This window comes from Ruegeria sp. AL1 (genome assembly GCF_056540905.1).
In genome coordinates this window covers 406196-432786 of record NZ_JBQFXP010000002.1, presented here as the reverse complement: position 1 = coordinate 432786, position 26591 = coordinate 406196, and the positions used below count along the sequence as shown (strand labels likewise).

Annotated in this window: 22 protein-coding genes and 1 tRNA gene; 12 read left to right on the top strand and 11 right to left on the bottom strand. The window is 58.3% G+C overall.

Annotated elements, in window-relative coordinates:
- The first annotated feature begins 3 nt into the window (after nt 1–3).
- Genes ACRZ9X_RS05185 through ACRZ9X_RS05160 form a run of 6 tightly spaced genes read left to right on the top strand, consistent with a single transcriptional unit; the run spans nt 4 to nt 6335 of the window.
- Nucleotides 4–846 carry a TRAP transporter small permease subunit gene (locus ACRZ9X_RS05185; protein WP_480516480.1) on the top strand — a complete coding sequence of 281 codons (843 nt, stop codon included), beginning with the start codon at nt 4–6 and terminating at the stop codon, nt 844–846.
- Nucleotides 846–2468 (top strand): TRAP transporter large permease, encoded by a 1623-nt coding sequence (locus tag ACRZ9X_RS05180; RefSeq protein WP_480516478.1) that lies wholly within the window; start codon nt 846–848, stop codon nt 2466–2468. The genes ACRZ9X_RS05185 and ACRZ9X_RS05180 overlap by 1 nt, the downstream gene beginning before the upstream one ends.
- A 10-nt stretch (nt 2469–2478) precedes the next feature.
- Complete coding sequence (locus ACRZ9X_RS05175; protein ID WP_480516476.1) at nt 2479–3426, top strand: phytanoyl-CoA dioxygenase family protein; 948 nt, start codon at nt 2479–2481, stop codon at nt 3424–3426.
- 49 nt (nt 3427–3475) lie between these two features.
- The gene (locus tag ACRZ9X_RS05170) at nt 3476–4486 is read left to right on the top strand and encodes a Gfo/Idh/MocA family protein (protein WP_480516474.1); all 1011 of its coding nucleotides are present in this window, start codon (nt 3476–3478) and stop codon (nt 4484–4486) included.
- 50 nt (nt 4487–4536) lie between these two features.
- A complete protein-coding gene (locus ACRZ9X_RS05165; RefSeq protein ID WP_480516472.1) occupies nt 4537–5451 on the top strand; it encodes an NAD(P)-dependent oxidoreductase in 915 nt (304 codons plus the stop codon).
- A gap of 2 nt (nt 5452–5453) precedes the next feature.
- A complete protein-coding gene (locus ACRZ9X_RS05160; protein ID WP_480516470.1) occupies nt 5454–6335 on the top strand; it encodes a DMT family transporter in 882 nt (293 codons plus the stop codon).
- Between the two features lie 24 nt (nt 6336–6359).
- Here the strand turns inward: ACRZ9X_RS05160 and ACRZ9X_RS05155 are convergent, their stop codons facing one another.
- Both ACRZ9X_RS05155 and uxaC read right to left on the bottom strand, forming a co-directional pair.
- Nucleotides 6360–7568, bottom strand: coding sequence for a mannitol dehydrogenase family protein (locus ACRZ9X_RS05155; RefSeq protein WP_480516468.1), 1209 nt, complete (start codon nt 7566–7568; stop codon nt 6360–6362).
- Nucleotides 7569–8933: a glucuronate isomerase gene (gene uxaC / locus ACRZ9X_RS05150; protein ID WP_480516466.1), complete on the bottom strand. Its 1365-nt coding sequence runs from the start codon at nt 8931–8933 to the stop codon at nt 7569–7571. It abuts the gene before it with no gap.
- A 102-nt stretch (nt 8934–9035) separates the two neighbouring features.
- Here uxaC and ACRZ9X_RS05145 point away from each other — a divergent pair, with 102 nt between their 5' ends.
- From ACRZ9X_RS05145 to ACRZ9X_RS05120, 6 genes are all read left to right on the top strand, one after another.
- Entirely contained in the window at nt 9036–10052 is a 1017-nt protein-coding gene (locus tag ACRZ9X_RS05145) for a Gfo/Idh/MocA family protein (protein WP_480516464.1), read from the top strand.
- The gene (locus tag ACRZ9X_RS05140) at nt 10049–11050 is read left to right on the top strand and encodes a Gfo/Idh/MocA family protein (protein ID WP_480516462.1); all 1002 of its coding nucleotides are present in this window, start codon (nt 10049–10051) and stop codon (nt 11048–11050) included. Before ACRZ9X_RS05145 ends, ACRZ9X_RS05140 begins: the two co-directional genes overlap by 4 nt.
- Nucleotides 11047–12099 carry a Gfo/Idh/MocA family protein gene (locus ACRZ9X_RS05135; protein WP_480516460.1) on the top strand — a complete coding sequence of 351 codons (1053 nt, stop codon included), beginning with the start codon at nt 11047–11049 and terminating at the stop codon, nt 12097–12099. Before ACRZ9X_RS05140 ends, ACRZ9X_RS05135 begins: the two co-directional genes overlap by 4 nt.
- The gene (gene uxuA, locus ACRZ9X_RS05130) at nt 12096–13277 is read left to right on the top strand and encodes a mannonate dehydratase (protein ID WP_480516458.1); all 1182 of its coding nucleotides are present in this window, start codon (nt 12096–12098) and stop codon (nt 13275–13277) included. Before ACRZ9X_RS05135 ends, uxuA begins: the two co-directional genes overlap by 4 nt.
- Before the next feature lie 213 nt (nt 13278–13490).
- Complete coding sequence (locus ACRZ9X_RS05125; RefSeq protein WP_480516456.1) at nt 13491–14381, top strand: NAD(P)-dependent oxidoreductase; 891 nt, start codon at nt 13491–13493, stop codon at nt 14379–14381.
- A 16-nt stretch (nt 14382–14397) separates the two neighbouring features.
- Complete coding sequence (locus ACRZ9X_RS05120; RefSeq protein WP_480516454.1) at nt 14398–15261, top strand: sugar phosphate isomerase/epimerase family protein; 864 nt, start codon at nt 14398–14400, stop codon at nt 15259–15261.
- Nucleotides 15262–15359: 98 nt separating this feature from the next.
- Here the strand turns inward: ACRZ9X_RS05120 and ACRZ9X_RS05115 are convergent.
- The 9 genes from ACRZ9X_RS05115 to ACRZ9X_RS05075 all read right to left on the bottom strand — a co-directional run bounded on the left by ACRZ9X_RS05115 (nt 15360) and on the right by ACRZ9X_RS05075 (nt 26371).
- Nucleotides 15360–15449: transfer RNA gene (locus ACRZ9X_RS05115), tRNA-Ser, on the bottom strand.
- An 89-nt stretch (nt 15450–15538) separates the two neighbouring features.
- The gene (locus ACRZ9X_RS05110; protein WP_480516452.1) at nt 15539–17968 is read right to left on the bottom strand and encodes a DUF3772 domain-containing protein; all 2430 of its coding nucleotides are present in this window, start codon (nt 17966–17968) and stop codon (nt 15539–15541) included.
- Nucleotides 17968–19002: a cysteine synthase A gene (locus ACRZ9X_RS05105; protein WP_480516450.1), complete on the bottom strand. Its 1035-nt coding sequence runs from the start codon at nt 19000–19002 to the stop codon at nt 17968–17970. The genes ACRZ9X_RS05110 and ACRZ9X_RS05105 overlap by 1 nt, the downstream gene beginning before the upstream one ends.
- Nucleotides 19003–19068: 66 nt before the next feature.
- Nucleotides 19069–20187, bottom strand: a complete 1119-nt coding sequence (locus ACRZ9X_RS05100; RefSeq protein WP_480516448.1) for an NUDIX domain-containing protein — start codon at nt 20185–20187, stop codon at nt 19069–19071.
- Between the two features lie 31 nt (nt 20188–20218).
- Nucleotides 20219–20659, bottom strand: coding sequence for a TrgA family protein (locus ACRZ9X_RS05095; protein ID WP_480516446.1), 441 nt, complete (start codon nt 20657–20659; stop codon nt 20219–20221).
- 16 nt (nt 20660–20675) lie between these two features.
- Nucleotides 20676–21884 (bottom strand): class I SAM-dependent methyltransferase, encoded by a 1209-nt coding sequence (locus ACRZ9X_RS05090; protein WP_480516444.1) that lies wholly within the window; start codon nt 21882–21884, stop codon nt 20676–20678.
- 61 nt (nt 21885–21945) lie between these two features.
- The gene (locus ACRZ9X_RS05085) at nt 21946–23379 is read right to left on the bottom strand and encodes a cryptochrome/photolyase family protein (protein WP_480516442.1); all 1434 of its coding nucleotides are present in this window, start codon (nt 23377–23379) and stop codon (nt 21946–21948) included.
- Between the two features lie 48 nt (nt 23380–23427).
- Complete coding sequence (locus tag ACRZ9X_RS05080; protein ID WP_480516440.1) at nt 23428–24654, bottom strand: aminotransferase class V-fold PLP-dependent enzyme; 1227 nt, start codon at nt 24652–24654, stop codon at nt 23428–23430.
- 130 nt (nt 24655–24784) lie between these two features.
- The gene (locus ACRZ9X_RS05075) at nt 24785–26371 is read right to left on the bottom strand and encodes a BCCT family transporter (protein WP_480516438.1); all 1587 of its coding nucleotides are present in this window, start codon (nt 26369–26371) and stop codon (nt 24785–24787) included.
- Nucleotides 26372–26591: the final 220 nt, after the last annotated feature.

Sequence of the window (26591 nt, the reverse complement as noted above, 5' to 3'; positions counted from 1 at the left end):
GAGATGCAGAAATCAACAGGCGGATTGATTGAATGGCTAATACCTCTGGCCTTTGTCGGTACAGCCAGTTGGGTTGTCTGGCACCTGCCCGCGTTTCTTCTGGATTGGCTGCCCTACACATCCGAGTCCCTGAAATCTCAGGTCGAGGAGATTTATCTGCGCAGTGACCTGACACCCAATGCAAACGGCATTTTCGGCGGACATCTGGATTATCTCGACATACTGGCGCTTATCCTGACTCCAATCCTGGCCATTGCCGGTGCCCGCACGGTGCGTCCGGCGGCAATGGAATATGGCGGCACCAGCGCCATTGACCGTATGGCCCTGTTCATTGGCCGCGTCACAATGATGATGATCGCAATCATGACGATCGTCATGCTTTACGAAGTGTTCATGCGTTACATTCTTGAGAAACCAACAGAATGGGCCAATGAAATGACCCTGTGGTTTGCCAGCTTCGTATTTTTGATGTCCGGCTATTATGCCATGCAACAACGCAGCCATATCCGCATATTTCTGCTCTACGACGTAGTGCCCCGTTGGCTGCAACGGGTGTTCGATACGATCTCGACCGTTTTGATCGTCCTGTTTGCCTTCTTTCTGGTCTACGGCAGCTACAAGCAGGTCTTCGTCAACAAGCTTTATAAATGGGAACTTTACGGCTCGGCCTTCAATCCCCCGATACCTGCGACGCTGCAACCGATGGTCTTGATCGTCATTACGCTGGTGGCGTTTCAGGCGGTCATGAACCTGATCTCGGACTGGAACAAGGAACCCGAGATACACACGGATGAACCGGATGAAGAAGAGATCGAAATGCTGAAAAAAGCGGTGGGACAAGACTGATGGATATTGGAACAATCTCACTGATCCTGATGGTCGCCCTGATCGTGCTGCTGGCGATTGGTATGCCGCTGGGCCTCGCTTCAGCTTCGCTGGCGGTGCTGGTGCTAGTTCTTAAGTTCGAGCCAAACTTGCTGGTCAATCCGCTCTCGTTCGGAGATGGCATTCTGACCGGACGCCCCGGCACCGGGCCGCTCTATATCCTTGCGCAGAAAATATACGGGCTCTTAACGGACTATGTGCTCATATCCGTGCCACTGTTCATCTTCATGGCCTCGCTGCTGGAGCGTTCTGGCATCGCCAAGGACATGTATTCGTCGCTGAACATCTGGTTGTCGCGTACACGGGGGGGCATTGCGATTGTCACGTCGATCATGGCGGTCATCATGGCCGCCATGTCCGGCATTATCGGGGGCGAGGTTGTGCTTTTGGGTCTGATCGCCCTGCCCCAGATGTTGCGGCTTGGGTATAACCAGAACCTCGCGATCGGCGTGATCTGCGCATCGGGTTCGCTGGGTACGATGATCCCGCCTTCCATTGTTCTGATCATCTACGGGCTGATCACCGAAACCTCGATCAAGGCGTTGTTCACAGCCTCGTTCATTCCCGGTTTCATGCTGGCTTCGATGATCATTCTTTACATCGTCATCCGCACCCGCCTGAACCCTGATGACGCGCCCCTGCCCGAGCCTGATCCGGATGACCCCGAGCCAGCCGAGAAACGCAAGCTCTTTGCCGCGTTCCTCAGCATCGTCGTTGCGGGCTTTTCCACCACGCTGTTCATCCGCGCCGCGTTTTTCGAACTGTCAGGTTCCAACGCGGCCAGCCAGGGAGAGCCCGCGCGATTTGGCACAGCGGACTACCTGCCATGGTTTGCAGGCATCACCATCGTGGCGCTTCTGTTGATCTTTTTCGTGTTCGGCAAGGAACGTGCAAGAACCGGCTGGCACATGGGCAAAGGGCTTGTCGCCCCTCTGGTTGTGATCGGTGTTGTTCTGGGTTCGATCTACGGAGGGATCACCGGCATCACCGAAGCAGCCGGGATGGGTGCATTTGCGGTTCTGATCATCGCCATCCTGCGCGGCGAAGGGTCGTTCGAACTGGTCTGGGACAGCCTGATGCGTACACTCAAATCTACCGGAACGATCATCTGGGTGACCATCGGCGCAGCATCGCTGGCCGGGGCTTATACCATCGCGGGCGGGCCGCAATACGTGGCTGACCTGATCGTGGGTCAGGATCTCCCGACCATGCTGGTCATCCTTGTGATGATGCTGATCCTGCTGTTCATGGGCGCGTTCATGGACTGGGTCGGGATCGTTCTTCTGATCATTCCGGTCTTCCTGCCCATCGTTCTGCGCCTGCCGATCGAGGAAATCGGTCTGATCGGGCAGCTGCAGCCCAGCCATGTGGCCATCTGGTTCGGCGTTGTGTTCTGTATGAACATGCAGGTCAGCTTCCTGTCGCCGCCCTTCGGTCCGGCTGCGTTCTACCTTAAATCCGTCGCGCCTCCGCATATCAGCCTGACGGACATTTTCCGTGGCTTCCTGCCCTTTATCGGCATTCAGATTCTGGCCCTTTCGGTGCTGCTGATCTGGCCCAATATCATCGCGTTGTTGTTGTGAGGAAAGACCAATGCTGACGCCGACCCAAATCTCCAGCTTCAATTCAGATGGCTATCTGGTTGTGCCCGATGTCATTCCGCAGGACATTCTGGACAGGGTGGTCGCAGAATACACGACGCTTCTGGACGGGCTCTATGCCGAATGGGTGGCGCAAGGGCGCGTGCCCAAACCTGACGGTCTGGATTTCTGGGGCAAGTTGCTGGCCGCGTATGAGGCTGGGTGCGATTATTTTCAGCCAATGGACATTTCGCTGCCCGGGGATCGCATTCAGGCGGAGACGCCCTTTCACATCGGACCTGCCGTGTTCGACATGCTGACCGCCGCCCCGCTTCTGGATGTGGTCGAGCAATTGATCGGACCCGAGCTGACCAGCAACCCTATTCAGCATGTCCGCCTGAAACCACCGTCGCGGAAATTGGCCACGGATGAAATCCGCGCGCATATCACAGCAACAGACTGGCATCAGGATCGGGCGGTTGCGCTTGAAGATGCCGATCAGACCGAGATGGTCACCGTCTGGATCGCGGTGAATGATGCAACTGTCGAGAACGGCTGTTTGCAGGTTCAGGCCAAGACCCCGGATCAGGATATCCTGCCCCATTGCGCCAGAACGCAAACGGGCATCGCCGACGGGTTTGTCGACGAAGCCGCAGCTGTCCCCTTGCCGGTCAAGGCGGGCGGCATCGTGTTGTTCCACCCGCTGACCCCGCACGCATCATTAATCAACACCACCAACGATTTCCGGTGGTCCTTCGACATTCGCTACAGCGCGACCGGCCAGCCGACCGGGCGCGGTCATTTTCCGGATTTCGTGGCCCGCTCGCGCGCGCGTCCAGAGACTGAGCTTAAAGACTGGAGGGTCTGCAGAACCCAATGGGAAGAGGCCCGCGCACGACTGTCTGCACAACCGCATATCGATATTCACCGATGGTCCTCGGACTCGCCGTTTTGTGCCTGATGCCGACCCCTGGACCTACATGGATGCCGACAAGTGACGGAGAGATAACGTGAAACGCATCCTTGTCGTCGGCGGCGGGCTGATCGGTATCCGCCATGTCGAGGCGGTTCAGGCGCATGACCGGTGCAAGCTGGTCGGGCTGGCCGATCCCGACATGTCCATCGCGGTGGATGTGCCACGGTTCAAAAGCATCGAAGATGTAGATCATGCAGTCGATGCGGTCATCATCGCTACCCCCACACATCTGCATGCCGCTCATGGAAAAAGCGCTGCGGCCCGAGGCTGGCATATGCTGATCGAAAAACCTGTTGCAGGCACTGTCCAGGACGCAATGATGCTGCAAAACGCGGTCGCCTCGGCAAAAGTCCATACATTGGTCGGGCATCACCGCCGGTATCATGCCTGTCTGCAACAGTTGAAAACCATAATTGCACAAGGGGCGATTGGTACCGTCATCACAGCTTCTCTGATCTGGGCGATGCGCAAGCCCGACGCGTATTTTCAGCAGAATTGGAGAACATCCGGCGGCAGCCCGGTGATGATAAATCTTGTCCATGACATTGACCTTCTGCGCTTTGTGATCGGCGAGATTTCCCGGGTTCAAGCCCTGCGCGGCACGTCCGTGCGCGGATCGGATCGCATCGAAAGCGGCGCAGTGGCGGTGGCGTTTGAAAACGGGGCGACCGGCACCATCAGCTTTGCAGACACCGCGCCCAGCCCATGGGGGTTTGAAGCCGGAACCGGCGAAAATCCCAATATTGGCACCACCCGACAGGACATGATGTGGATCTCCGGCACCAAAGGTGCGATTAGTTATCCCTCGATGACATTGTGGCGCGGGAAGGAATGGGGAACACCGGCCCGGCAAGTGCCCTTGGAAAAACATACGGATGCGCGCAAACCTCTTGTGGCACAGCTGGATCATTTTCTTGACGTGATTGACGGCGCGCGTCCGCTGATTGATGTTGCCGACGCTGCCCGCACCCTGGCCATTGCCACGCAGATCGAGGCACAACTGGCCGATCAACACACGAAGAAACCCAGCCTGAGCAGCGCCTGAAACACGCTTGTACCGGGCCGAGGGACAAGGCGCCTTTGCGTCATTGAGACATGAAGATTGATTTGAAAGGACAACCCATGAGCAAACCAGCAATCGGATTCATCGGCCTCGGACTGATGGGTGGCGCGATGGTCAACCGCCTACAGGACTGTGGCTATTCCCTGACCGTGCTCGGAAACACCAACCGTACCCATCTGGATGTCGCCATAAAACGTGGCGCGACCGAGGCTGCCGATGCAAAGGAAGTCGCGCAATCCAGCGACATCGTGATGTTGTGCATGGGCACCTCGGATCAGGTCGAGGAACGCATGCGCGGCGACACCGGAGTGATCGCCGGACTGCGCCCCGGCACGGTGGTCATCGACTTCGGAACCTCATTGCCCGGCAGCACGCGAGCCCTCGCCGACGAAGTCGCTGCAGCAGGTGGTCAGTATCTGGACGCCCCGCTGGGGCGTACGCCGTCACATGCGCTGGACGGGCAGCTCAACATCATGACAGCAGGCGACAAGGCGGCCTTCGACACGGTGGAGCCGGTTTTGAAGGACCTCGGAGAAAACGTATTCTATCTGGGGGCTACGGGGTCTGGCCACACGATCAAGCTGATCAACAACTTCTTTGGCATGACCGTCGCAAATGCGATGGCCGAGGCCTTTGCGATGGCCGATATTGCAGGTGTCGAGCGTAAGCAGCTGTATGATGTCATGGCAGCGGGTCCCCTGCATTCGGGTATGATGGATTTTGTGACCGCCTATGGCGTTAACGATGATCCGAACCAGCTGGCCTTTGCGATCAAGAACGCGGCCAAGGATATCGGCTACTACGACCGAATGGCCCATGATGCCGGTGTGGACAGTGTCATGTCCAAAGGCACGCTGGCAGCGTTGAACGACGCGACAAACTCGGGCCAGGCCGACGACATGGTCAGTCAGATGGTTGACTATTACGTGAACCGGTTCAAAGCGTAACCGTGGCCGTCGCGGCCAAATCCACCGCGGACCTACCACGCCTCGGCATTGTCCTGATGCTGACGGCGTGGTTGTTGTTTTCCGTTGTGGATCTGGGCGCGAAATGGCTAGCCGTTGCGGGGTTGCCTGCGTTTCAACTGGCCTTCATGCGTTACGCGGGCCATTTCGTGATCTCGATCGGCGTTATTGCCAAAGGCGGGTTGGACCTGCACCGCTTTAAGACAGACCATCCCTGGCAGGTGATCAGCCGCGCCTTGCTGTTGATCTCGGCCACGGTCCTGAATTTCTACGCGCTTCGGTTTCTGCCATTGACAGTGGTTTCGGCCATCATGTTCTCAAGCCCGGTGATCGTGTGCTTTCTGTCGGTTTTCGTGCTGAAAGAACGCGTCGGCCCCTGGCGTCTGGCCGCAATCCTGCTTGGATTTGTCGGCGTTCTGGTTGTTGTGCGTCCGTTCGGCACCACGTTCCATCCCACCATGTTGCTGATCGTCTATAACGCCACGGCGCTGGCGCTTTATTCCCTGATGACGCGCAGGTTGTCCGGCATCGTCGCCGTGGACACGATGCAGTTTTACATGGGGCTGACCGGCACATGCGTGCTGCTGCCCTTTGCCGTCTGGTCCTGGGTGCAACCCGGCACAACCTGGGGAATGATTGTTCTGATCAGCCTGGGCGTTCTGGGCTGGGCCGGTCACCAGCTGCTGACCAACGCGCATCGGTTCGGCACCGCGAACCAGTTGATGCCGTTCACCTATTCCTTCCTGATCTATGTCGCGATCTGGGGTTATCTGTTCTTTGGCACGGTCCCTGATGTCGGCACTCTGGCCGGGGCCGCGCTGATCATGGGGGCGGGCCTTATCATCTGGAAGCGCGAGCAGCGCTAGAGCTCTGCCCTCTCTGTTCTTTGGTCAGGTGCGATCCGTTTCGCGCACCAAGGGTGCAACATCTTGTGCTTGAACAAGGGCCAAAAGCGCGCCGGTGGGATCATGCGACAGCGCCGCTGCCCTGATTTCATCCGCCTTGGGGTCATTCACCGTCTCGCCCTTTTGAGCCTTGTCGATGCAGTAGGCTATCCAAGCGCGCACCCCTTCAATCGCCGCACGCGACCCAGTCGCGCGCAGCGTATCGAGAAACCGATAGGGCAATTTCTGGCTGCCATCCATCGCGATCTGATCCAGCCGGTGTTTCAGGTCCGGGTTTTCGAACCTCGCAACCAACGCCTGCGCATAATGTGGAACCTGATCACGAACTTCCTCGGGCAGGCTTGCCCCCGCATCCGACATCAGTTGTTGCACCAAGGCGCGCAGCTCGGGGTCCGCAATCGCCTGATGTACATAACTGTGCCCACGCATCAGCCCACCATAGGCCAGCAACGAGTGCGCCCCGTTCAACATACGCAGTTTCCGAAGTTCATGGGGCGCCACATCCGTCACAAGCTGAACCCCGGGCCAATCCGGGTGAGGTCCGGCGAAATCGCCCTCGATCACCCACTCCGAAAACGCCTCGGTCGGAACGGCCATGGGGTCGCCGCTGATAGCGCGTACAGCATCGGTCGTGGCGGGCGTGATCCGGTCGACCATCGAGTTCGGAAACCGCACCTTGTCCCAATCCACCGTCAATCCTGCCATGGCCGCAAACTTAGACACTGCGGCCTGCAAGACAGCGCCGTTGTTGACACGGTTGTCGCAACTCAGCACCGTGACCGGGCGATCACGGGAGGCAAGGCCGTGCGCAAGAAACCCGATCAGGGTCGACGGGCCCTGCCCCGCCAGATCGGCCGCAATCGCGGGATCGGCCACATCCAATTCGTCAGACGTGTTCAGATGATACCCTTTTTCGGTGACCGTGGCCGAAATGATCTCGACCTGCGACGTGGCGTCCAGCACGGCGGCCGGGTCCTCGGGCGCGACTAGAACATCACGCAGAACGGTGATGCGTGAGACCCCCTGCCCCTGAACGCACAAATCATAGTCAAACCCTTGCCGGGACAGCCCATCCCGGATCGCGGCAGAGCGCAGGCTGACGCCGATCACCTCCCAGTCGCCCGCCTTCTGGGTGTAGTCCAGCAAATGCGCGCGCGCGAAATTGCCCAGCCCGAAATGCAGGATACACGGCATCTATCTGCCCAGCCTGTAAACATCGCGGGCCAGATCGGTGGTAAGCGCCCGCGCTAACGTCTCGGCATCGGCGCGACCGAAATAGCCATTCTTGACCTGCGCGGCCAGATGTTGCGCCACGCCGCGCCGCCACAGATCATGCCGCGCCGGGATCGACAAAAAGGCCCGCGTATCGTCGTTGAACCCTGCCAGATTGTAATACCCCGCAGTTTCCACCACCTGATCGAAATACCGCGTGATGCCTGCGGCACTGTCGTGAAACCACCATGGCGGCCCAATCCTAAGGCACGGCCAATGCCCCGCCATCGGGGCAAGCTCGCGCGCATAGGTGCCCTCGTCCAGTGTGAACAGAACGATCCGCAGATCAGGAATATTCCCGACCCGATTCAACAGCGCATCCAGACCATGAACCCAGTCCATCGCGATGGGAATATCCGCGCCCTTGTCGCGCCCGAACTGACGCATCAAAGCACTGTTGGTATTGCGTTTGCTGCCCGCGTGGATTTGCATCGTCAGGCCATCTTCAACCGACATCTGAGCCATCTCGATCAGCATATGACCATAAAAGCGCCGCGCGTCGTCTGCCGATCCGCCTCCGGTTCGCAGGCGCTGATACAGTTGGTCAGGGTCAGAGAGCCATTCAGTTTGCACAACCTCGACACCGTGATCCGTGGCCGTCGCGCCCATCTGAGCGAAAAAAGCCCGCCGCGCGCGTAACGCAGCGATATAGCCATCATAAGTCCCGACGTCGCAACCCGTAATCGCCTGCAAGTGCGTCAGATTCTGGCGGAACGCCGGGTCGCTTCCGTCCAACACACCATCGGGCCGAAAAGTCGGCACCACGCGCCCCGCCCAGCCGCTCTGACCGATCTCGGCATGGTGTTTCAGATCGTCGAGCGCGGCGTCGGTGGTGGCCAGAACCTCGATATTGAAGGCTTCGAACAGGGCACGCGGGCGAAAGGCCTTTTGGGTCAACCGTTCAGATATCTGATCATAGATACGATCCGCTGTCTGCGCAGACAGCGCGGTCTGAACGCCCAGCGTTTCGCGTAGCACAAAGTCGATCCAAATCCGCGTAGGAGTGCCCAGAAACAGGTGCCAATGGGCCGCAAAAATCCGAAACACCTCGCGCGGGTCAGCATCTTGTCCGCTCTCGCCCACTCCAAGATCGGCCAGTGCAACACCCTGCGCATAAAGCATCCGAAACACATAGTGATCGGGCACCACCAGCAACTGTGCGGGGTTTGGAAAAGCCTCGTCGCGGGCAAACCACTGCGGATCGCAATGGCCATGTGGTGACACGATCGGCAGCGCCTTGATGCCTTGATACAGATCATCCGCCATTCCGTTTAACTGCAATGTCATTCGCACCTCCACCCCGTGTTCCGTACTTTTGTTAACATGTTTTTTGTCGCTTGCATCTTTTAGCCGACCACCCCCAGAATAGTTTTCAGGCAAGGGGGGCACATGAACATCGCGTTGATAGGTTTAGGTATGGTTGCCGGCACACATGTGGCCGCAATTAAAGCCTCGGACCGGGATCTGAACCTGACCGGCGTGCTGGGGCGCGACCCCACGCGCACCGACGCCTTTGCGACGCGTCACGACACACGCGTGTTTTCGTCGCCAAAAGAGATCGCCGATGATCCCGAGGTTGATTTCGTCATTGTCGCCACCCCACCCGACCAACGGCTTGGGCTGGTTCAGACGATGGCCGATGCAGGCAAACCGATCCTCATGGAAAAACCCATCGAACGCAATCTGGCGACCGCGACCCAGATAGTCGAACTTTGCGAACAGGCATCTGTGCCTTTGGGGATCGTTTTTCAGCACCGCGCGCGTGCGGCGTCCATGCGGCTGAAATCTCTGCTGGATGCAGGCGGTCTTGGCAATATCGCAACCGTCGAAATCCGGGTGCCGTGGTGGCGGGATCAAAGTTATTACGACGCGCCCGGTCGTGGCACGTATGGGCGGGATGGTGGCGGGGTCATGATCTCTCAGGCCATTCATACGCTGGACCTAGCCATGTGGCTGCTGGGCCCGATCACTGGTGTTCAGGCCGTGATGCGGACCACAGCGCTGCATCAGCTTGAAGCCGAAGACTGGGCCGGCGCTTTGTTCGAGTTGCAAAATGGCGCCGTTGGGACGATGATGGCCACAACTGCCGAATTCCCGGGCGCGGCCGAGACTATAACGATCCAAGGAACCAAAGCGAAGGCGCATCTTGGATCGGGCGTTTTGACCTTGACGGACCTGACCGGCGAAACAACTGTTTTCGGCGAAATCGCCTCGACCGGCGGCGGGGCCGATCCAATGGCGTTCACCCATGAATGGCACCAAACCGTAATTGAAGATTTTGCGCAGGCCATCACACTCAACCGCCCTCCAATGGCCACTGGGCGAAGCGCGCTTCGCACGCATGCGGTGATTGATGCCATGGAACGCGCCAACCAGTCGGCTACCCGAGAAAGGGTATCGACATGAGCCTAACCTGCGTCGCCATCGGGCTGGATCACCGCCATATCTACGGCATGACCGAGAACATGCAGAAAGTCGGGGTTAAGTGTATCGGTTATTGGACGCAGGGCGCGCCACAAACCTTACCCGGCTTTATCAAACGCTTCCCCGATATCCCCCGGCTGAGTAGCCTCGATGCCGCGTTAAATACAGGCGCTGATCTGGCGCTGATCTCGGCCATTCCTGCGGATCGGGCCGATCTGGCGACACAGGCCATGCATCACGGTATGGATGTCATGAGCGACAAACCCGGATGCACGACACTGGATCAGCTGTCAGAAATTCGCGCTGCCGTCAAAGCAACCGGGCGCATCTGGTCGGTGAACTTTTCGGAACGGTTCGAAACTCCGGTCAGTACCCGCGCGTCCGAACTTGTCGCCTTGGGCGCGATTGGCAAGGTGGTGCAAACAATCGGCCTTGGCCCTCACCGCCTGAACCGCGCAACGCGCCCCGACTGGTTCTTTCAGCGCGACAGATATGGCGGCATCCTCGCCGATATCGCCTCGCACCAGATCGATCAGTTTCTGCACTATACCGGGTCGGCCTCGGCCGAGGTGACCAATGCTTATGTGGCCAATTATGCCAACCCGGGTGATCCCGGCCTGCAGGATTTTGGCGAACTCAACCTTCGCAGTGACGCCGGAACCGGCTATATCCGCGTTGACTGGTACACGCCCGACGCCCTGCCCAATTGGGGGGACGGACGGCTGACGCTGCTGGGCACCGAAGGGTATATCGAGCTGCGCAAATACGTGGATGTCGGCGGGGCCAGCGGAACCGACCATCTGATATTGGTGAACGGTGACAGGTGCGAGAAGATCGACGCCTCGGGCGCGGGTCTGCCCTATTTCGCGCGCCTGGCGGAGGACATACAAAACCGCACCGAAACCGCGATGACACAGGCGCATTGCTTTACCGTGATGGAACTGGCCCTCCGCGCGCAACAGATGGCAGAGACCAGATGATCAATGTCGCAATCCTGGGGGCTGGTATCGGTGCTCAGCATTTGAGCGCCTTGGTGAGCCTGCCCGACCACTTCAAGGTCGCCGCTGTGGTTGATCAGGACTTGTCACGTATCGAGAGCCTGCGGGATATAGCTGAATTTGCGGCGCTTTCTGACGTGGATTTGGCTTTGGCCGATCCGTCCATAGATGTCATCGACATTTGCCTGCCGCCACATCTGCATGTCCCCGTCACCCTGAAAGCACTGGCTGCGGGCAAACATGTTGTCTGTGAAAAGCCACTTGCCACTTCCCTGGCGGATGTGGACCGGATTGCCGCGGCAGCGCAAGCGGCAAATCGTCAGGTTTTTCCCGTGTTTCAATACCGTTGGGGCCCGTCGCTGAACCAGTTGCGGCATCTGCAGGCAAAGGGTCTGACGGGCGCGGTGCAGGTCGCGTCGCTGGAAACGCACTGGTCGCGCGGGGCAGACTATTACGCAGTTCCATGGCGTGGCACCTGGGCCGGGGAACGCGGCGGGGCGGTTCTGGGCCATGCCATTCACAACCATGATTTGCTGACCCATATCGCAGGCAAGGTCGCGGCGCTGTCGGCCTTTGCCACAACCCGCGTCAACCCGATCGAGACCGAGGATTGCGCGGCAATCACATTCGAAATGACCTCGGGTGCCCTGTGTACCAGCAACATCACATTGGGGGCGGCGACCGATGAAACCCGCTTGCGGATCGTGTTTGAACACCTGACCGCCACCTCGGGAACTGAACCTTATGCACCGGGCGCAGCACACTGGACGTTCAAGGCGCGGCATCCGGACCAGCAGAGTGCCATCGACACCGAGCTTGCAAACCTCGCCGACGAACCCGTTGGCTTTGCCGGGTTTTTCACCGAGATCGCCAAAGCGCTTAAGGGGCAAGGCAACTCGGCCGTGACGCTAGAGGATGGCGCGGCCTCGGTCGCGTTGGTGACTGCGATCTACCATGCTGCGCGAACGGGCGCGCGCGTCTCCCTGCCCCTCGCCCCGGATCACCCGCTTTATGAAGGATGGCAACCGTGAAACAATGCTGGCGCTGGTTCGGCCCGAACGACCCGATTGCCTTGTCCGACCTGCATCAGGTTGGCGTTCAGGGGATCGTAACTGCGCTGCATCACATCCCGCCCGGCGCACCATGGGATGAGGCTGACATACAGGCCCGGCAAGACCTGCTGGCCGCCAGCGGGTACGGCTGGGACGTGGTTGAAAGCTTGCCGGTATCCGAGGCTATCAAGACCCAATCCGCAGATATGGCGCAGCATGTGGACGCCTACAAGATCAGCCTGCGCGCGCTGGCGACCCGGGGCATTCAGACCGTGTGTTACAACTTCATGCCGATCCTGGACTGGACGCGTACCTCTCTGCGCGCGCGTCAGCCCCATGGCGGCAATGCAATGCTGTTCGATCTGACTGATTTCGCCGTGTTCGACCTGCATATTCTGAACCGTCCAAACGCGCCGGATGACTATCCTGACCCGGTGCTGGACGACGCAAAGATGCGCTTTTCCGCATTGACCGACGCCCAGAAAACCCAGCTTCAACACAACATCACCGCCGGTCTGCCCGGCGCCAACGATCAGTGGAGCATCGATGACGTCCGCGCCCTGCTTCAAACATATGACGGCATTGACGCGGATCGCCTGCGCGCCAATCTTGTCGATTTTCTGGCCGAGGTTGCGCCGCTGGCACAAGAACTGGGAATAAGGCTGTGTTGTCATCCGGACGACCCGCCCTTTTCTCTGCTTGGCCTTCCGCGTGTGATGTCCAGCGCAAAAGATTACGGTGCGGTCTTGCAGGCGGTGGATCTGCCCGCAAACGGGGCGACGCTGTGTACAGGATCGCTGGGCGTGGCGATCGACTTTGACGGTGCCGAGTTCGTAAAACAACACGGCCCGCGCATTCATTTCGCCCATCTGCGCAACACCAAACGCCTTGCCAGCCCAGACCCGCAAAGACCCAGTTTCTTTGAGGCCGCGCATCTGCAGGGTGACACCGACATGGTCGGAACGGTGCGCGCCCTGATGGAGGAACAACGCCGCCGCAAGGTTGAAGGCCGCGCCGATTGGCAAATTCCGATGCGCCCCGACCACGGGCAGGAATTGCTGAGCGACCTGAACGGGCACAGCACGCCCGGTTACCCGTTGATCGGGCGGATGCGCGGCCTGGCCGAGTTACGCGGTATCATGGCAGCTTGCGCCTGATCCCCGCAGATTGCAGCGCCCAGAAAGCTATGCTTGCGTCACGGCGCCAAGCGCCGTTTACTGGTTTTACCTAAACGGGCAGCGGGGTGTCTTCCGGACTCGCCCGACGTTGACAACCGACGTGTGAAATCCCCGCGAAAACCGATGCAGTCGCATCATTTTTCGAAACGTCGGCCCGGTTATATCCAGGTCGAAAAAAACGGGAGGTTTTTTATGAAAACCGCAGGTGTAATCGGTCTTGGTGATATGGGCAGCGGTCTGGCCAAAAACCTGATCAAGAACGGTTTTGAAACGTCAGGCTTCGACCTCAGCGCCGAGCGTATGAGCGCGTTTACGGATATGGGCGGCTTGGGCAAAGCCACTGCCGGAGAAGTCGGAGCCCATGCGAGCAGTGTTTTTGTCATGGTCATGAATGGCGATCAGGCACGCGAGGTCATATTGGGCGAAAACGGGCTTGTCGCCAACATGAAGCCGGGCAGCACAGTTATATTGTCGGCCACAATCACACCGTCCGAAGCCCGCGCCATTGCGGCCGACATGGACGGGTCTGGCATTGACATGATCGATACACCTGTTTCGGGCGGGTTTCCTGGCGCGCAAGGTGGCACCCTTACCATGATGGCCGCTGCCCCGCCGGATGTATTGGATAAGAATGCCGAAGTAATGCAGGCCGTTTCGGCCACAATTCACCGCGTTGGAACGCAGGTCGGGGACGGCCAGACCGTCAAAGCCTGTCTGCAATCCCTGATCGGAGCGATGTTCTCGGCCACGTTCGAAGCCGCAGCACTGGCCGCTAAAGCCGGAGTTAGCGGAGAGGTCCTGCTCAATGTCTTCTCAACTTCCAGCGCAGGCTGCGGGATCGTGAACAACGCGCTTGAAAAGATCATCGACCGGCAGTTTGTCGGCACCGGCAGCCATATCGCGACCATGCATAAGGATCTGACGATCTCGTTGGCGGTCGCCGGCGAACTGGGGGTTCCGATGCACACCGCCGCCTCAGCCATGCAGGTGTTTCACGCCGGGAAAACCAAATACCCCGATGGCGACAACTGGATATGCACCCGCGTGATCGAAGAGATCGTCGGCGCCGAACTGCATCGCTAAGCCAAGGGAACACCACATGAAACTGGGAGTAATTTGCGACGGCATCAGCCGCGACCTGCGCCACGCCGTCGATGTCATGGATGAATTCGACCTGGAATATGCCGAGTTGCAATTCGTCGGAGATACCGAGGTTGGTGACCACTCAAATTCTGAAATCGCCGAGATCGATGCGTTGCTGCGGGCCCGGGGCAAACCCGTCTCGTGCCTGTCACGCCATGTCTTCGCCGGTATGACCGCCGCAAACCGTCCGGGCGATGACCTGCACACCAAACATATGGATGCGCTGAAACGGGTGATCGACATGGCCCACGTCGTGGGCTCGCCCCTGGTGCGTATCATGACCCAAAGGAAAGAGCAGATTCTGTGGGGCAAAAACGGCGCCGAAAAATGGAATGTGGCCCACGGTATCTGGGATACGATGGCCCCGATGATTGCCCCTGCGGTCGAATTGGCCAAAGCCGAAGGCGTCGTGCTGGTCGTTGAGACGGGGAACGGGACGCTGGTGAATTCGAACTACACCGCCCGCAAACTGATTGACGAACTGGACGCAAAGGACACGTTGAAGGTTTTGTGGGACCCCGGCAACAACTGCTGGTGCCACGAGCTTGCCTATCCCGATGGTTACGAAGAACTGCGCGGTGGCTATCTGGGGCATATCCACATCAAGGATGTTCAGGTCGACACGCCAAGAGCGACTCTCGAGGTGCGGCGCATGGGCGAAGGCCAATTGGGTGATCTGTTCCAACCCATCGCGGACACCTTGCGGAGGGATGCCTATGACGGTGTCATCTCCTTCGAAAGCGTCTACCATCCCGGAAACGGTAACTTTGAAGACGGCTTCCGTCTGTGTGTTAACAGGTTCAAAGAGGTTTTCGGCTGATTGGCGCAGCATCCATGGTCTAACACCACGCGTGGTGAACCCATGCCGTGACCGCCGTACAGGCGGCATGAGGCCGGTACCGAAATGTCAGGATAGGGTGGCGGAGAGACAGGGATTCGAACCCTGGAGACGGTTTCCCGCCTACACACTTTCCAGGCGTGCGCCTTCGACCACTCGGCCACCTCTCCGTGCGCGCGATGTTTGGACTATCGCCTGGGGATTTGCAAGGGGCGATTGTGGCGAAAATCGCCCCTTGCATCTGGAACAGTGATCAGGGTCAGACCTCGTCTCCGTCCCCATCGGACAAATCGCCCTCGGTCATTTCTGTCGGCGACGATGGTCGCTTTCTTTTTGCGACAGGTTCGGGTTTTGGCTCCTCCGCCATCTCGGAAGCGCGTAAGACCTCGGGGTTGCGCAACCAGACATCGCGCTGCGCGAACGGAATTTCGATGCCTTCTTCAACAAAGCGGCGATTGATCTCGTGGTTCATATCCGATTTCACCGAAAGCACCCAGTTCACATCCCGCAGGATGGCGCGGATTTCGAAATCAAGCGAATCCGCCCCAAACCCCTGGAACACAACGCTGGGTGCCGGGTTGGCAAGAACCATCGGATGAGCATTCGCAATCTCATCCAAAATCTGTTCAACCCGCATGGTATCGGTGCCATAGGCGACGCCCACCGGCACAATGACCCGACCGATCGTGTTCCCGCGCGTGTAGTTCGTGACGACACCACTGATCAGATCAGAGTTCGGAACGATCACATCCGTGCGGTCGAACGTTTCGATCCGGGTCGAGCGCACCGAGATGTCGCGCACATATCCCATCATCCCGTTCACATCGATCCAGTCACCCTTGGAAATCGGACGCTCAACCAACAGGATGATGCCTGAGACGAAGTTCGACACAATGGTCTGCAACCCAAAACCAATGCCGACCGACAGCGCACCGGCGACAATGGCCAATGATGAAAGATCGAATCCCGCCACGACAATGGCCGAGAGAGACGCAAGGAAAATACCGACATAGCCGGTCCCCGCGACAATGGCGTTCTGCCCGCCGGGATCAATCTTGGTTTTCGGCAAAAGCGAACTGCGCAATCCGCTTTGCAGCAGCCGCGTCAGGCCATAACCGATGGCAAAGATCACCAGGAAGGTGAAGAAATTACTGGGCGAGATGGTCACGCCACCGATGTCAAATCCCAGCAGCAGACGCGACCAGGCCTCCATCAGCACTGTTTCCCGTGCCCCCCAATACAGCGCCAGAACCGGAAGGGCCAAAATCGCCATCACAAAGCCGATAAGAACGGCAAACAACGAATCCTTCGCCGCATCGCCCTGTCCGCTGATCCAGCCATAAACCGCGGTAAGAAAGCGTTGCACGATGATCAATGCCGCAATCAGAACCAGCGATCTGACCGCCGGATAAACTATGGCTTCGGCGGCGTTGGTATAGCCCGCCACAGCCAGCACAGGGCTAGCCATGCCAAGCAGGAACAGCGCACGGCGCAGAAACTCAATCAGTTGCCCCAATCCGGCGCCACGCGTCTTGGCCGAGGGATCATCGGGATCGACCGCGACTTCGCTGGTGCGCACCTGACGCACACGCAACAACACCAGCGCCGTCGCGACAGTGACCGGGAAACCGACCACGGCACGGGTTGCATCCGACACGTTTTCGATCTGATCGAACAGGTTCACTAACTCGTGCAGGATCAGCAAACAGGCCAACAGATCCAGATAGACCCGCAATTCGGCGACACGTTTCGCCGCCAGACGTTTGAACCCCTGTGCCGCTTGCAAAACATAAACTTGCCGACCGATCCAATCGTAATACAGGATGATAGCCGCCCAATAGGGTACGTTCTGGATCACCAATGTACCACGCAGGCCCAGCACACCGACCATGACCGTGGCCTGGACGATCAGCCAGACCCCAAGCCAAGGCAGCAGAATACGTAACAGTGAGGTCAGGAAGGTCCAAACCCCACTGCCCTGCCCCCCAAGTTGACGCAGGTAATTGCCAGCCAGTTCAGACCAGTGCCGCCCGTAGAACAGCAATATTCCCGCCACCAGTACCAGCAGGAAGATACCCAACCCCTGATCCCGGAGCTTTTCATGCACGACGTCAGTTTGCAGATTTCTGCGCGCTTCATGAAATAGGCTGCGCGCGGCTTCCGTCGCATCCACCCACGCCGGTGCCCAGTAGACCGGGTTTATCGGGGACGGGCCTCGTTCCAGCAGCTCTCTCGCCTGCCGGTTTCTGAGCAACTGATCGATCTCGGCAATCAGACCATTGGCCCGGCTAAACGCTTCTTCCGAGATGATCCTAGGCACCTGAAGCGCGTTCAGCTGCTCTCCGAGAAGCGTCCGCAGATTGGCAATGTCTTCGGGTTCGTTGGCGTCACCTTCGGGCTTGGGCCCAAGCGCATCAATCTGCGCATCCAACGTCTGAATACGTTCGGTGTTTGCGCCCCTCGCCCGATTGAAATCCTCTCGGTAAGAGTTTATTTCGGCGCGCAAATTTTCCAACGCAGCGTTTGAGGCTCTGTTCGCCTCGATCACCGCTTCGGCACGGTCCGCCGTTTTGACCCAGCCCTGATAGTACTCGCTTTGTCGATCAGTCAGCTGGGCGGCTGCAGGTCCCCCCAGACAAACAAACGCAATCAGGGCAAGGGCCAGAAACCAGCGGACCTGCCGCAGCATCACACGTCCTCGAACACGCCGGGAATGCTGCGGGGTGCTTCGGTCATCCAGTCGGGGACCGGCAATTCCTTTTCGCGCAGGAATTCGGGGTTGAACAATTTGGACTGATAGCGCGTGCCATAATCACAAAGGATGGTCACAATCGTATGGCCCGGCCCCAAATCCTTGGCCAGACGCACGGCACCGGCCATGTTGATCGCGGTCGACCCGCCCATGACGAGACCTTCCTCGCGCAGCAAATCGAAGATATAAGGCAACGCTTCATTGTCCGTCATCTGATAGGCATAATCCGGCGTGAACCCTTCAAGGTTTTTGGTAATACGCACCTGCCCGATACCTTCGGCAATCGAGCTGCCCTCCATCGCGATTTCACCGGTGGTGTAGTAGGAATAAAGCCCGGCCCCCATCGGATCGACCAAACCGATCTTGACGCCTTTGGGCTGCAGCGCGTCGGCGACACCGGCCAGCGTCCCGCCCGAGCCCACGGCACACACAAATCCATCAACCTTGCCGCCGGTCTGCTCCCATATTTCAGGGCCTGTGGTTTCCACATGCGACTGACGGTTGGCGACGTTGTCGAACTGGTTGGCCCAGATCGCACCGTTGGGTTCGCTTTGCGCCAGCTCTTCTGCCAGTCGGCGCGAGTAATGCACGAAGTTGTTGGGATTTCGGTATGGTGCGGCAGGAACCTGCACCAATTGTGCGCCGGCCAAGCGCAACATGTCCTTTTTCTCTTCCGATTGAGTTTCCGGAATTACGATTACGGTTTTGAAGCCCATCGACGCCCCAACCAACGCCAGACCGATCCCCGTGTTTCCAGCCGTACCTTCGACAATGGTGCCGCCCGGTTTAAGCTCGCCCCGCGCAATGGCGTCGCGGATGATATAAAGCGCAGCGCGATCCTTGACCGATTGGCCCGGGTTCATGAACTCGGCCTTGCCGAGAATTTCGCACCCGGTTTCTTCACTGACGCGGCGCAGGCGGATCAGAGGTGTTTTTCCGACTGCGTCGGCAAGGTCTGTTGCAATGCGCATGGCGCCCTCTTGTCATTTGGTATCGCGACAGATTTACCGTTGCGCCGCATCAACCACAAGCCGGGATCACCCGGCGCGCAAACGTTTCCTGTTACGCGCCAGCCAGTTCGCCAGCATCAGCATGGGCAAATCCTTGAAAACATGCGTGTCCACCATGTCCATGAATTCCTGAAACGGTAATATTCTGCTGCGAATATCCTCACCCTCGGACTCAAGCCCACCGTTTTCCACCGTGTGAGTCAAATCTCCTATGCCTATGTAAAGATACACAAACTCAGTCGAAGACCCGCTGGTTGTATAGGCGCCCCCGGCATATTCCAGCGCGTTCAAAGCAATGTGCGCCTCTTCCTGCGCTTCACGATACGCAGCCTGTTCCGGCGTTTCCAGAGGATCGATCAAACCGGCCACAGGTTCCCACACCCACGGCGCGGGATCGCCGATCATGTACAGAGGAGCGCGGAATTGTTCGATCAGCAGAACCGTGTCGCGCACCGGATCATACGGCAAAACAATCACCGCATCGCCCATGACCAGGCTGGCACGGCTAAGAACGGGGCTCATTTCACCGCTGTTCTGTCGGTGCTGAAGCTGGACGCTTTCCATCGAAAAGAAGTCGACATAGCCGTGATGGCGGTTGTGCAGCACGACATCGCGCGCTGTTTGCCGAACCTCATCGGATTTGCGCCTCCGCGCCATAAGCCGCGCCCAGGCACGTCCCCGGATCGCCGGGAAGCTGCGCTCAATCCGGGTGGCATCGGTTCGTCCGAAATAGGCCATCACCTCTTCGGCGGCCAACAGAGTCAGCGCCCCCCAGGTCTCTTGCCAGTCGGACAGAGACCAGAGTGACCCGGGCATCCACACGCCCGGAGTGGGAAAAAACACCTGCGCTGAATGAACCGAGCCATCGCTCAGGATGACAGTCTGATCTCGCAGATCATAGTCAAAGCCCCCCTCATAGAAGGACAGCCTTTCAAGATCAGTCGTCGTCAGATCACGCACCAGAACGCCGGAGGCCCAAGCTCCGGCTTCTTCAACGATCATCGGAAATGACTGATCTTTTACCTCGTAGACCGCATGATCGGCCAAACTGGCCTCAAGCACGGGCAAATCACCCGACGCCCGTCCCAGAACAAGCTCCAGCAATGGCACGTGGCGCAGGGTGCCGTAGAAAAACAGATCGGACAAGGTTCAGAGCCTCTTGATCGGCGCTGTCGCCCTATCTCCAGCGACGCGCGGCAACTTCGGTGAACAGGCCAGTGATCAGTGCTCCGATCGCAAGGGTCCACAAAATCTCAGAAATCATGAGTTGTCGGCTGAAATCCAGACCGATCTCAAAGATTGCAAGCAAGGCCTCGAACGGCCCGCCGAATTTGTGACCCATCGCCTGATCGAACATCTCATACGTGCCTTGGACAAACAGCCCCCAGAACACTAAGGCCGCAACACCAGTCAGTCCGTTGTTGATTGCGGCCGTCCAGCCTCGTCCAGCGCGTTTGCCCATGATGGCCCAACCGCACGCGACACCCAACGCCATGTTCACATAGGTGAAGTAGCCATAGTTTTTGCCCTCTTCCCCGTTTGCGATGACCATCGTCGACACAAGAAACGCCACCACCAACAAGCACAAAGCGGCGACAAGTCGTGAAGCAGTAGGCATTTAATCTTTCCGTCTGTTACCCTGGTTTTGCTATTGTGATCTGTGTCACATCGCAATTGCCGGTGTCAAAGGCCGCGCCGCAAGCGGTCAAATAATAATTCCACATGCGGCGAAAACGCTCATCAAAGCCAAGGTCGGAAATCTGGTCCCACTTAGAGTTGAATGTCTCATACCACCGGCGCAGGGTAAGATCATAGCTGGGCCCAAATTCCTTGGATCGCACGACGCTCAGTCCGGCATCGGCAATCTGTTCCTTAAGGACCGAAGGTGCGGGCAGCATACCACCGGGAAAGATATATTTTTGAATGAAATCAACGCCGTTTTTGTAAATCTCCCAGCGATGATCGGCCACTGTGATGATCTGAAGGGTTGCGTTGGCTCCGGGTTTCAAGCGATCGCGAACAGTCTCGAAATACACCGGCCAGTATTTCTGCCCGACGGCCTCAAACATCTCGATCGAAGCGATGCCGTCATATTGACCCCGCTCATCCCGATAGTCCTGTAATTTGAACTGCACCTTGTCAGAAAGTCCCGCTTTTTCAATACGTTTCTGCGCGTACTTCAACTGCTCCTGACTGATCGTCAGACCCGTGACCCTTAAGTCACGCTCTTTGGCGGCATATTCGGCAAACCCGCCCCAGCCACATCCGATTTCGAGTATGTGGTCACCCGGTTTTGCACCCATTTCATCAACGAGGCTGGCGTATTTCGCAGTCTGGGCCTTTTCCAGGCTCTCCTGTCCGGTCTCGAAAATAGCGCTGGAATAGGTCATGGTGTCATCCAGCCAGAGCCCATAAAATTCATTCCCCAGATCATAATGGTACGAGATGTTCTTTTTGGCTTGCGTACGATTGTTGCGGTGCAACCAGAACCGCAGGCGCTCGTAGGCTCGCACAAGAAACTGGCCTGTGAAATCATCGTAAACGGTTTCAGTTCCCAAATGGACCAGATCCATAAAGGCGCGCAGGTCCGGGGTGCTCCAATCCCCTTCCAGATACCCGTCTGAAAACCCCAACTCGCCTTCTCGGACCAGTCGGGCAAACACATCTTCGGAATGAATGTCCACATGCGCGATGGGCCCGGGCTTGGACGCTTCGGCGCGAAACACCCGGCCGTCCGGCAATGCAATGTCAAGACGGCCCGAATCCATCTTGCGCAGCATCTTGAAGACCTGTGTAAAATATCGAGGCAGGTTTTTCTGCCCATCTGTGCTTGTCAGATACATCCGCTCTCCCCTCTGCGGTCGCAGCTCAAAGCTAGGGCGGGATTCCGTTTATGGCAAGTTTTCAATTCGTTACTGGCTTTTTTCTGGAGTCGTACAAAGCCAACGCGCGCCGCCGCCCTTCGGCCAGATCCACGACAGGTCCCGGGTAGGCATCGCTTGGGCCAAGGCCCCAACGACGTGGAATGGCGTCAAAATAGGCCAGCGCCGTTGCCGAAGGTTTGTTTTGTCCTTCGGCGATCCAGCGCCGGATATACTGCGATTCAGGGTCGAACTTCAGGGCCTGCGTCGCGGGGTTGAAGATGCGGAAATACGGTGCTGCGTCCGGACCCGAGCCCGCAACCCATTGCCATCCCATCGCGTTGGCGGCGGGGTCCCAGTCGATCAGGCAGTCCTCGAACCACTGCAGACCGATTTTCCAGTGTGTTTGCAGATGTTTCGTCAGGTAACTTGCGACAATCATTCTGGCACGGTTGTGCATCCGACCGGTGACGTACATCTGCCGCAACCCAGCATCAACCGCCGGTACACCGGTTCGTGCCCGGCACCAGGCATTGACATCGGGTGAATCGGGATCCGTGCGCCAGGGGAAATCATTCCATTCCGATTTCCAGTTCGCCGACAACAGATGCGGCCAGTGATACATCAGGTGATAGGCGAACTCGCGCCAGACCAGTTGCCGTAGATATGGTTCGGTGCCCGGCATACCCAAATCCGTCGCATGCTGCACCCTGTGCCAAACCGTTCGCGGACCGATTTCGCCCAATGACAGGTATTCAGAGAGGTTCGAGGTGCCGTCCACATCCAGTCGATCGCGCCGTTCTCCATAATGGCTGATGTGATCCAGAAACGCGTCCAAACGGTCATGCGCCGCATCCTCACCCGGCAGAACATGGGCTCGCACGATCTCCGCGCCCCGATGCATCCGCTTTCCTAGATGCCAGACATCCAGCGCATCGGAACGTGGCCAGCGATGCGGAGGCCGCAGCCGAACCGGGGCGGGTGCCGGGGGCGCCACATCCAGCAACCGGACGGCACGCCACATCGGCGTAAAAACCTTGTACGGCTGCCCCGATTTTGTGGCGATTTCCCATGGTTCAAACAACAGGTGACCGGCGAACGAGCGGGCCTCGACGCCCTGCCCGATCAGGTCCGCCTTGATTGCCCGGTCACGCCGGATGGCGTCGGGATCATACGCCCGCGTCCAATAAACGGAAGTTGCACCGGTCTCGGCCAGCACATCTGCCAGAACGGCACCTGCCGAGCCTCGGCGCAGGATCAAACGGCTGTCAATCTGCTTCAGCTTGTCGGCAAAAGCATCCAACCCCAGACCCAGACGCCATTTCGGCGCAGCCCCCAGTCTTTCCGCCTGTTCGTCCACAATGAACAGCGGAATGACCGGACGCCCGGTCTGAACCGCCGCGTCCAGGGCTACATGATCGCTTAGTCGCAGATCACGCCTGAACCAGAGTAGGATCGCTTTATCGTTGCCGTGCATGAAAGCCTGCTGCTTTTCTTCAGTATACGCAGCAGCTAAATCTGCGGATCACAAAACGCGTTCAAGCGCCTCCAAAAGCTGATCAATTTCCTGCTTTGAGGTGTAGTGCGTAAAGCTCAGGCGCAACACACCCTGCGCCTCGTCAACACCCATGGCCTGCAAGGGCCGACCGGCATAGAAATCCCCACCTCCGGCCATGATCCCGTACTTTGCCAGTTCGGCAGCAACAGGTTCAGCTGGTCGGTTCAGGGCCAGAGCGACAGTTGGTGCCCGGCGCTCGGCATCCGACGGTCCGATCAGGCGGACGGCGTTGCGGGACTTTACGGCGTCCAGTACGGGTTGCAGCAATGCGACTTCCCGGGCGCGCATCAAATCGTGAACAAACGCGCCCCGCGCCGCCGCGCCAGAGGCTGGCCCGCCATGGTGATCGTTCAGCAGATCGACATAGTCGACCAGACCGGCACAGGCGGCAATCTGGGCATGATCGGGGCCCGCAGGTGTAAACCGTTTGTAAAGCGCATCTCCGTTAAAATGATGGGCCTGATTGGGCAGCAATTGTCCCAACGCCCGCCGGATCACCATGCAGCCCTGATGCGGCCCATATGTCTTGTAGGCCGAGAACAGGTAGATATCGGGACCCAGATCGCCCACATTGGGCAACCCGTGCGGCGCGTACGAGACGCCGTCCACACAAACAAACGCGCCCGCGGCATGGGCGATGGCGGTGATTTCCGTAACGGGGTTCAACTCTCCCACCACGTTGGAGCAATGGGGAAAACAGACTAGGCGCACCTTGTCGTCCAGCATATCTTCAAGCGCCTGAGTGTCCAGCGAGCCGGTATCCGGGTCAATCTGCCATTCCCGTATCTCGACGCCGTCCTCGGCAAGACGGCGCCAGGGACCGGAATTTGCTTCGTGATCCTGATTTGTCACCACGATTGCATCACCGGGCTGCATCCACTGGCGAAAAGCTTGCGCCAGCACATACGTGTTTTGCGTGGTCGATGGACCAAAGCTCAGCTCATCGGTGGCCACGCCCATCAACGCGGCCAAACGGGTGCGGGCCTCGTCCATTTCTTCACCGCCCAGCCGGCTGGCCTCATAGGCAGCATAGGGCTGTACCTTGCGCTGATGATAAAAGCGAAACAACCGGTCCAGAACCGGCTTGCAAGTGTATGATCCACCTGCATTTTCAAAGAACGCCTGACCTTGCAGGCTGGGTTCGGAAAATGCGGGAAACTGCGCGCGCACGAACTCAATATCCAAACCGCTCATCGCGCGGACCTCCTGACGTCTCAATTCCACTGATTGTCCGGGGCAGTAAGCCCATAGCCGCCTGCCGCGTCAACGAAAAAGGCCCCGGTTTTCACCGGAGCCTTGTTCGTTTTCAAACCGTCGGCTCAGATCAGCTGCGGCGACGTTCGTTCATGAGGCCAATGAAAAGCGAAACGCACATCAGCACCAGAACGATCGCGAAGGGGAACCCGGTCGCAATAGCTGCAGCCTGCAGCGCACCCAAGCCTCCGCCCAGCAGCAGCACGATGGCAATCGCGCCTTCCAGAACGCACCAGAACACACGCTGTGCAGTCGGAGCGTCGGTTTTGCCGCCAGCGGTGATCGTATCGATCACCAGCGAGCCCGAGTCAGAGCTGGTTACAAAGAACACGACAACCAGGATGATGCCGACAAAAGACAGCAGCGAGGTCATCGGGAACTGTTCGAACATGGTGAACATCTTCAGTTCCAGCGCCGCGTCCGACAGGGCCTGACCGGAACCGGACAGAACCTGATCCAGTGCGGCACCGCCAAAGACGGCCATCCACAATGCGCCAACCACGGTCGGGATCAGGATCACGCAGGTCACGAATTCGCGGATGGTGCGACCGCGCGAGATACGCGCGATGAACATACCAACGAACGGCGACCAGGAAATCCACCACGCCCAGTAGAAGGTGGTCCAGCCCTGCATGAAGTTGACGTCTTCACGGCCAACCCAGTTGGACAGGGCAGGCAGCGCAACCACGTAAGCGATCAGGCTGTCAAAGAACCCGGTCAGGATCGCGATCGTCGGACCAAGGATCAGAACCAGGAATAGCAGGGCTGCGGCCAGAATCATGTTCGCCTCGGACAGACGCTTCACGCCTTTGTCCAAACCAGCCACGACCGAGACCAAAGCAAACGCGGTGATCAGACCGATCAGCAGTACCTTCATCCCATCGCTCACCGGTACGCCGAACAGATAGTTCAGACCGGCCAGCGCCTGCGTCGCCCCCAGACCCAGCGAGGTTGCCAGACCAAAGATGGTCGCGAAAACCGCAAGAACATCAATGATGTGACCCAGCGGACCCCATGTCGCTTCGCCAAAGATCGGATAGAACACCGACCGCATGGTCAGCGGCAGGCCACGGTTGAAGCTGAAGAAGGCCAGCGCCAGAGCGACAACCGCATAAACCGCCCAAGGATGCATCCCCCAGTGGAAGATGGTTGCAGCCATGGCCAGCTTTTTCGACGCCTCAGGGTCCTCCAGACCCGCACCCAGCGGGGCCCAGTCCGTGCGCACGCCGTCTTCGCCAACGGCAATACCGCCGACGGACGAACCGTAGTGCGAAATCGGTTCTGCAACACCCCAGAACACCAGGCCGATCCCCATGCCTGCCGCAAACAGCATCGCAAACCAACCTGCGTAGGAATAATCAGGTTTTGCGTCATCACCACCCAGTCGGATCGACCCAAATGGTGTGACGATCAGCATGAGCGAGAACAACACAAAGATGTTGGCTGCAATCATGAACACCCAGTCGAAGTTGCTGGTCAATGCCGGACGAAGCCAACCGAAGAACTCCGACGCCTGCTCGCGGAAGACAAGCGAGAAGAACACGAAGGCAATGACGGTTAGACCCGAAACGACAAAGACCGGATTGTGGACGTCCAGACCAAAAATCTGAACATTGTCCTGACCGACTTCATAGTCGGTATCCGTATTATCGGACATTTCTCTTCCTTTCTTATTACGTACGACAGTCTTCGGTTAAGGAAGTTGAAAGCGGCACGACTGCTGAGACCGTCCGATGACAAAAAACGACATTCTTGCACAGTTTTGTCAGATTTCCGACATCACGGATCGGTGAGCCCGACACTCTGCTCCGGGAATCACGCCACGCCTTTAATTATCGGAATATGAACTTGTACCGAGCACCCGCAACACGGGTCAG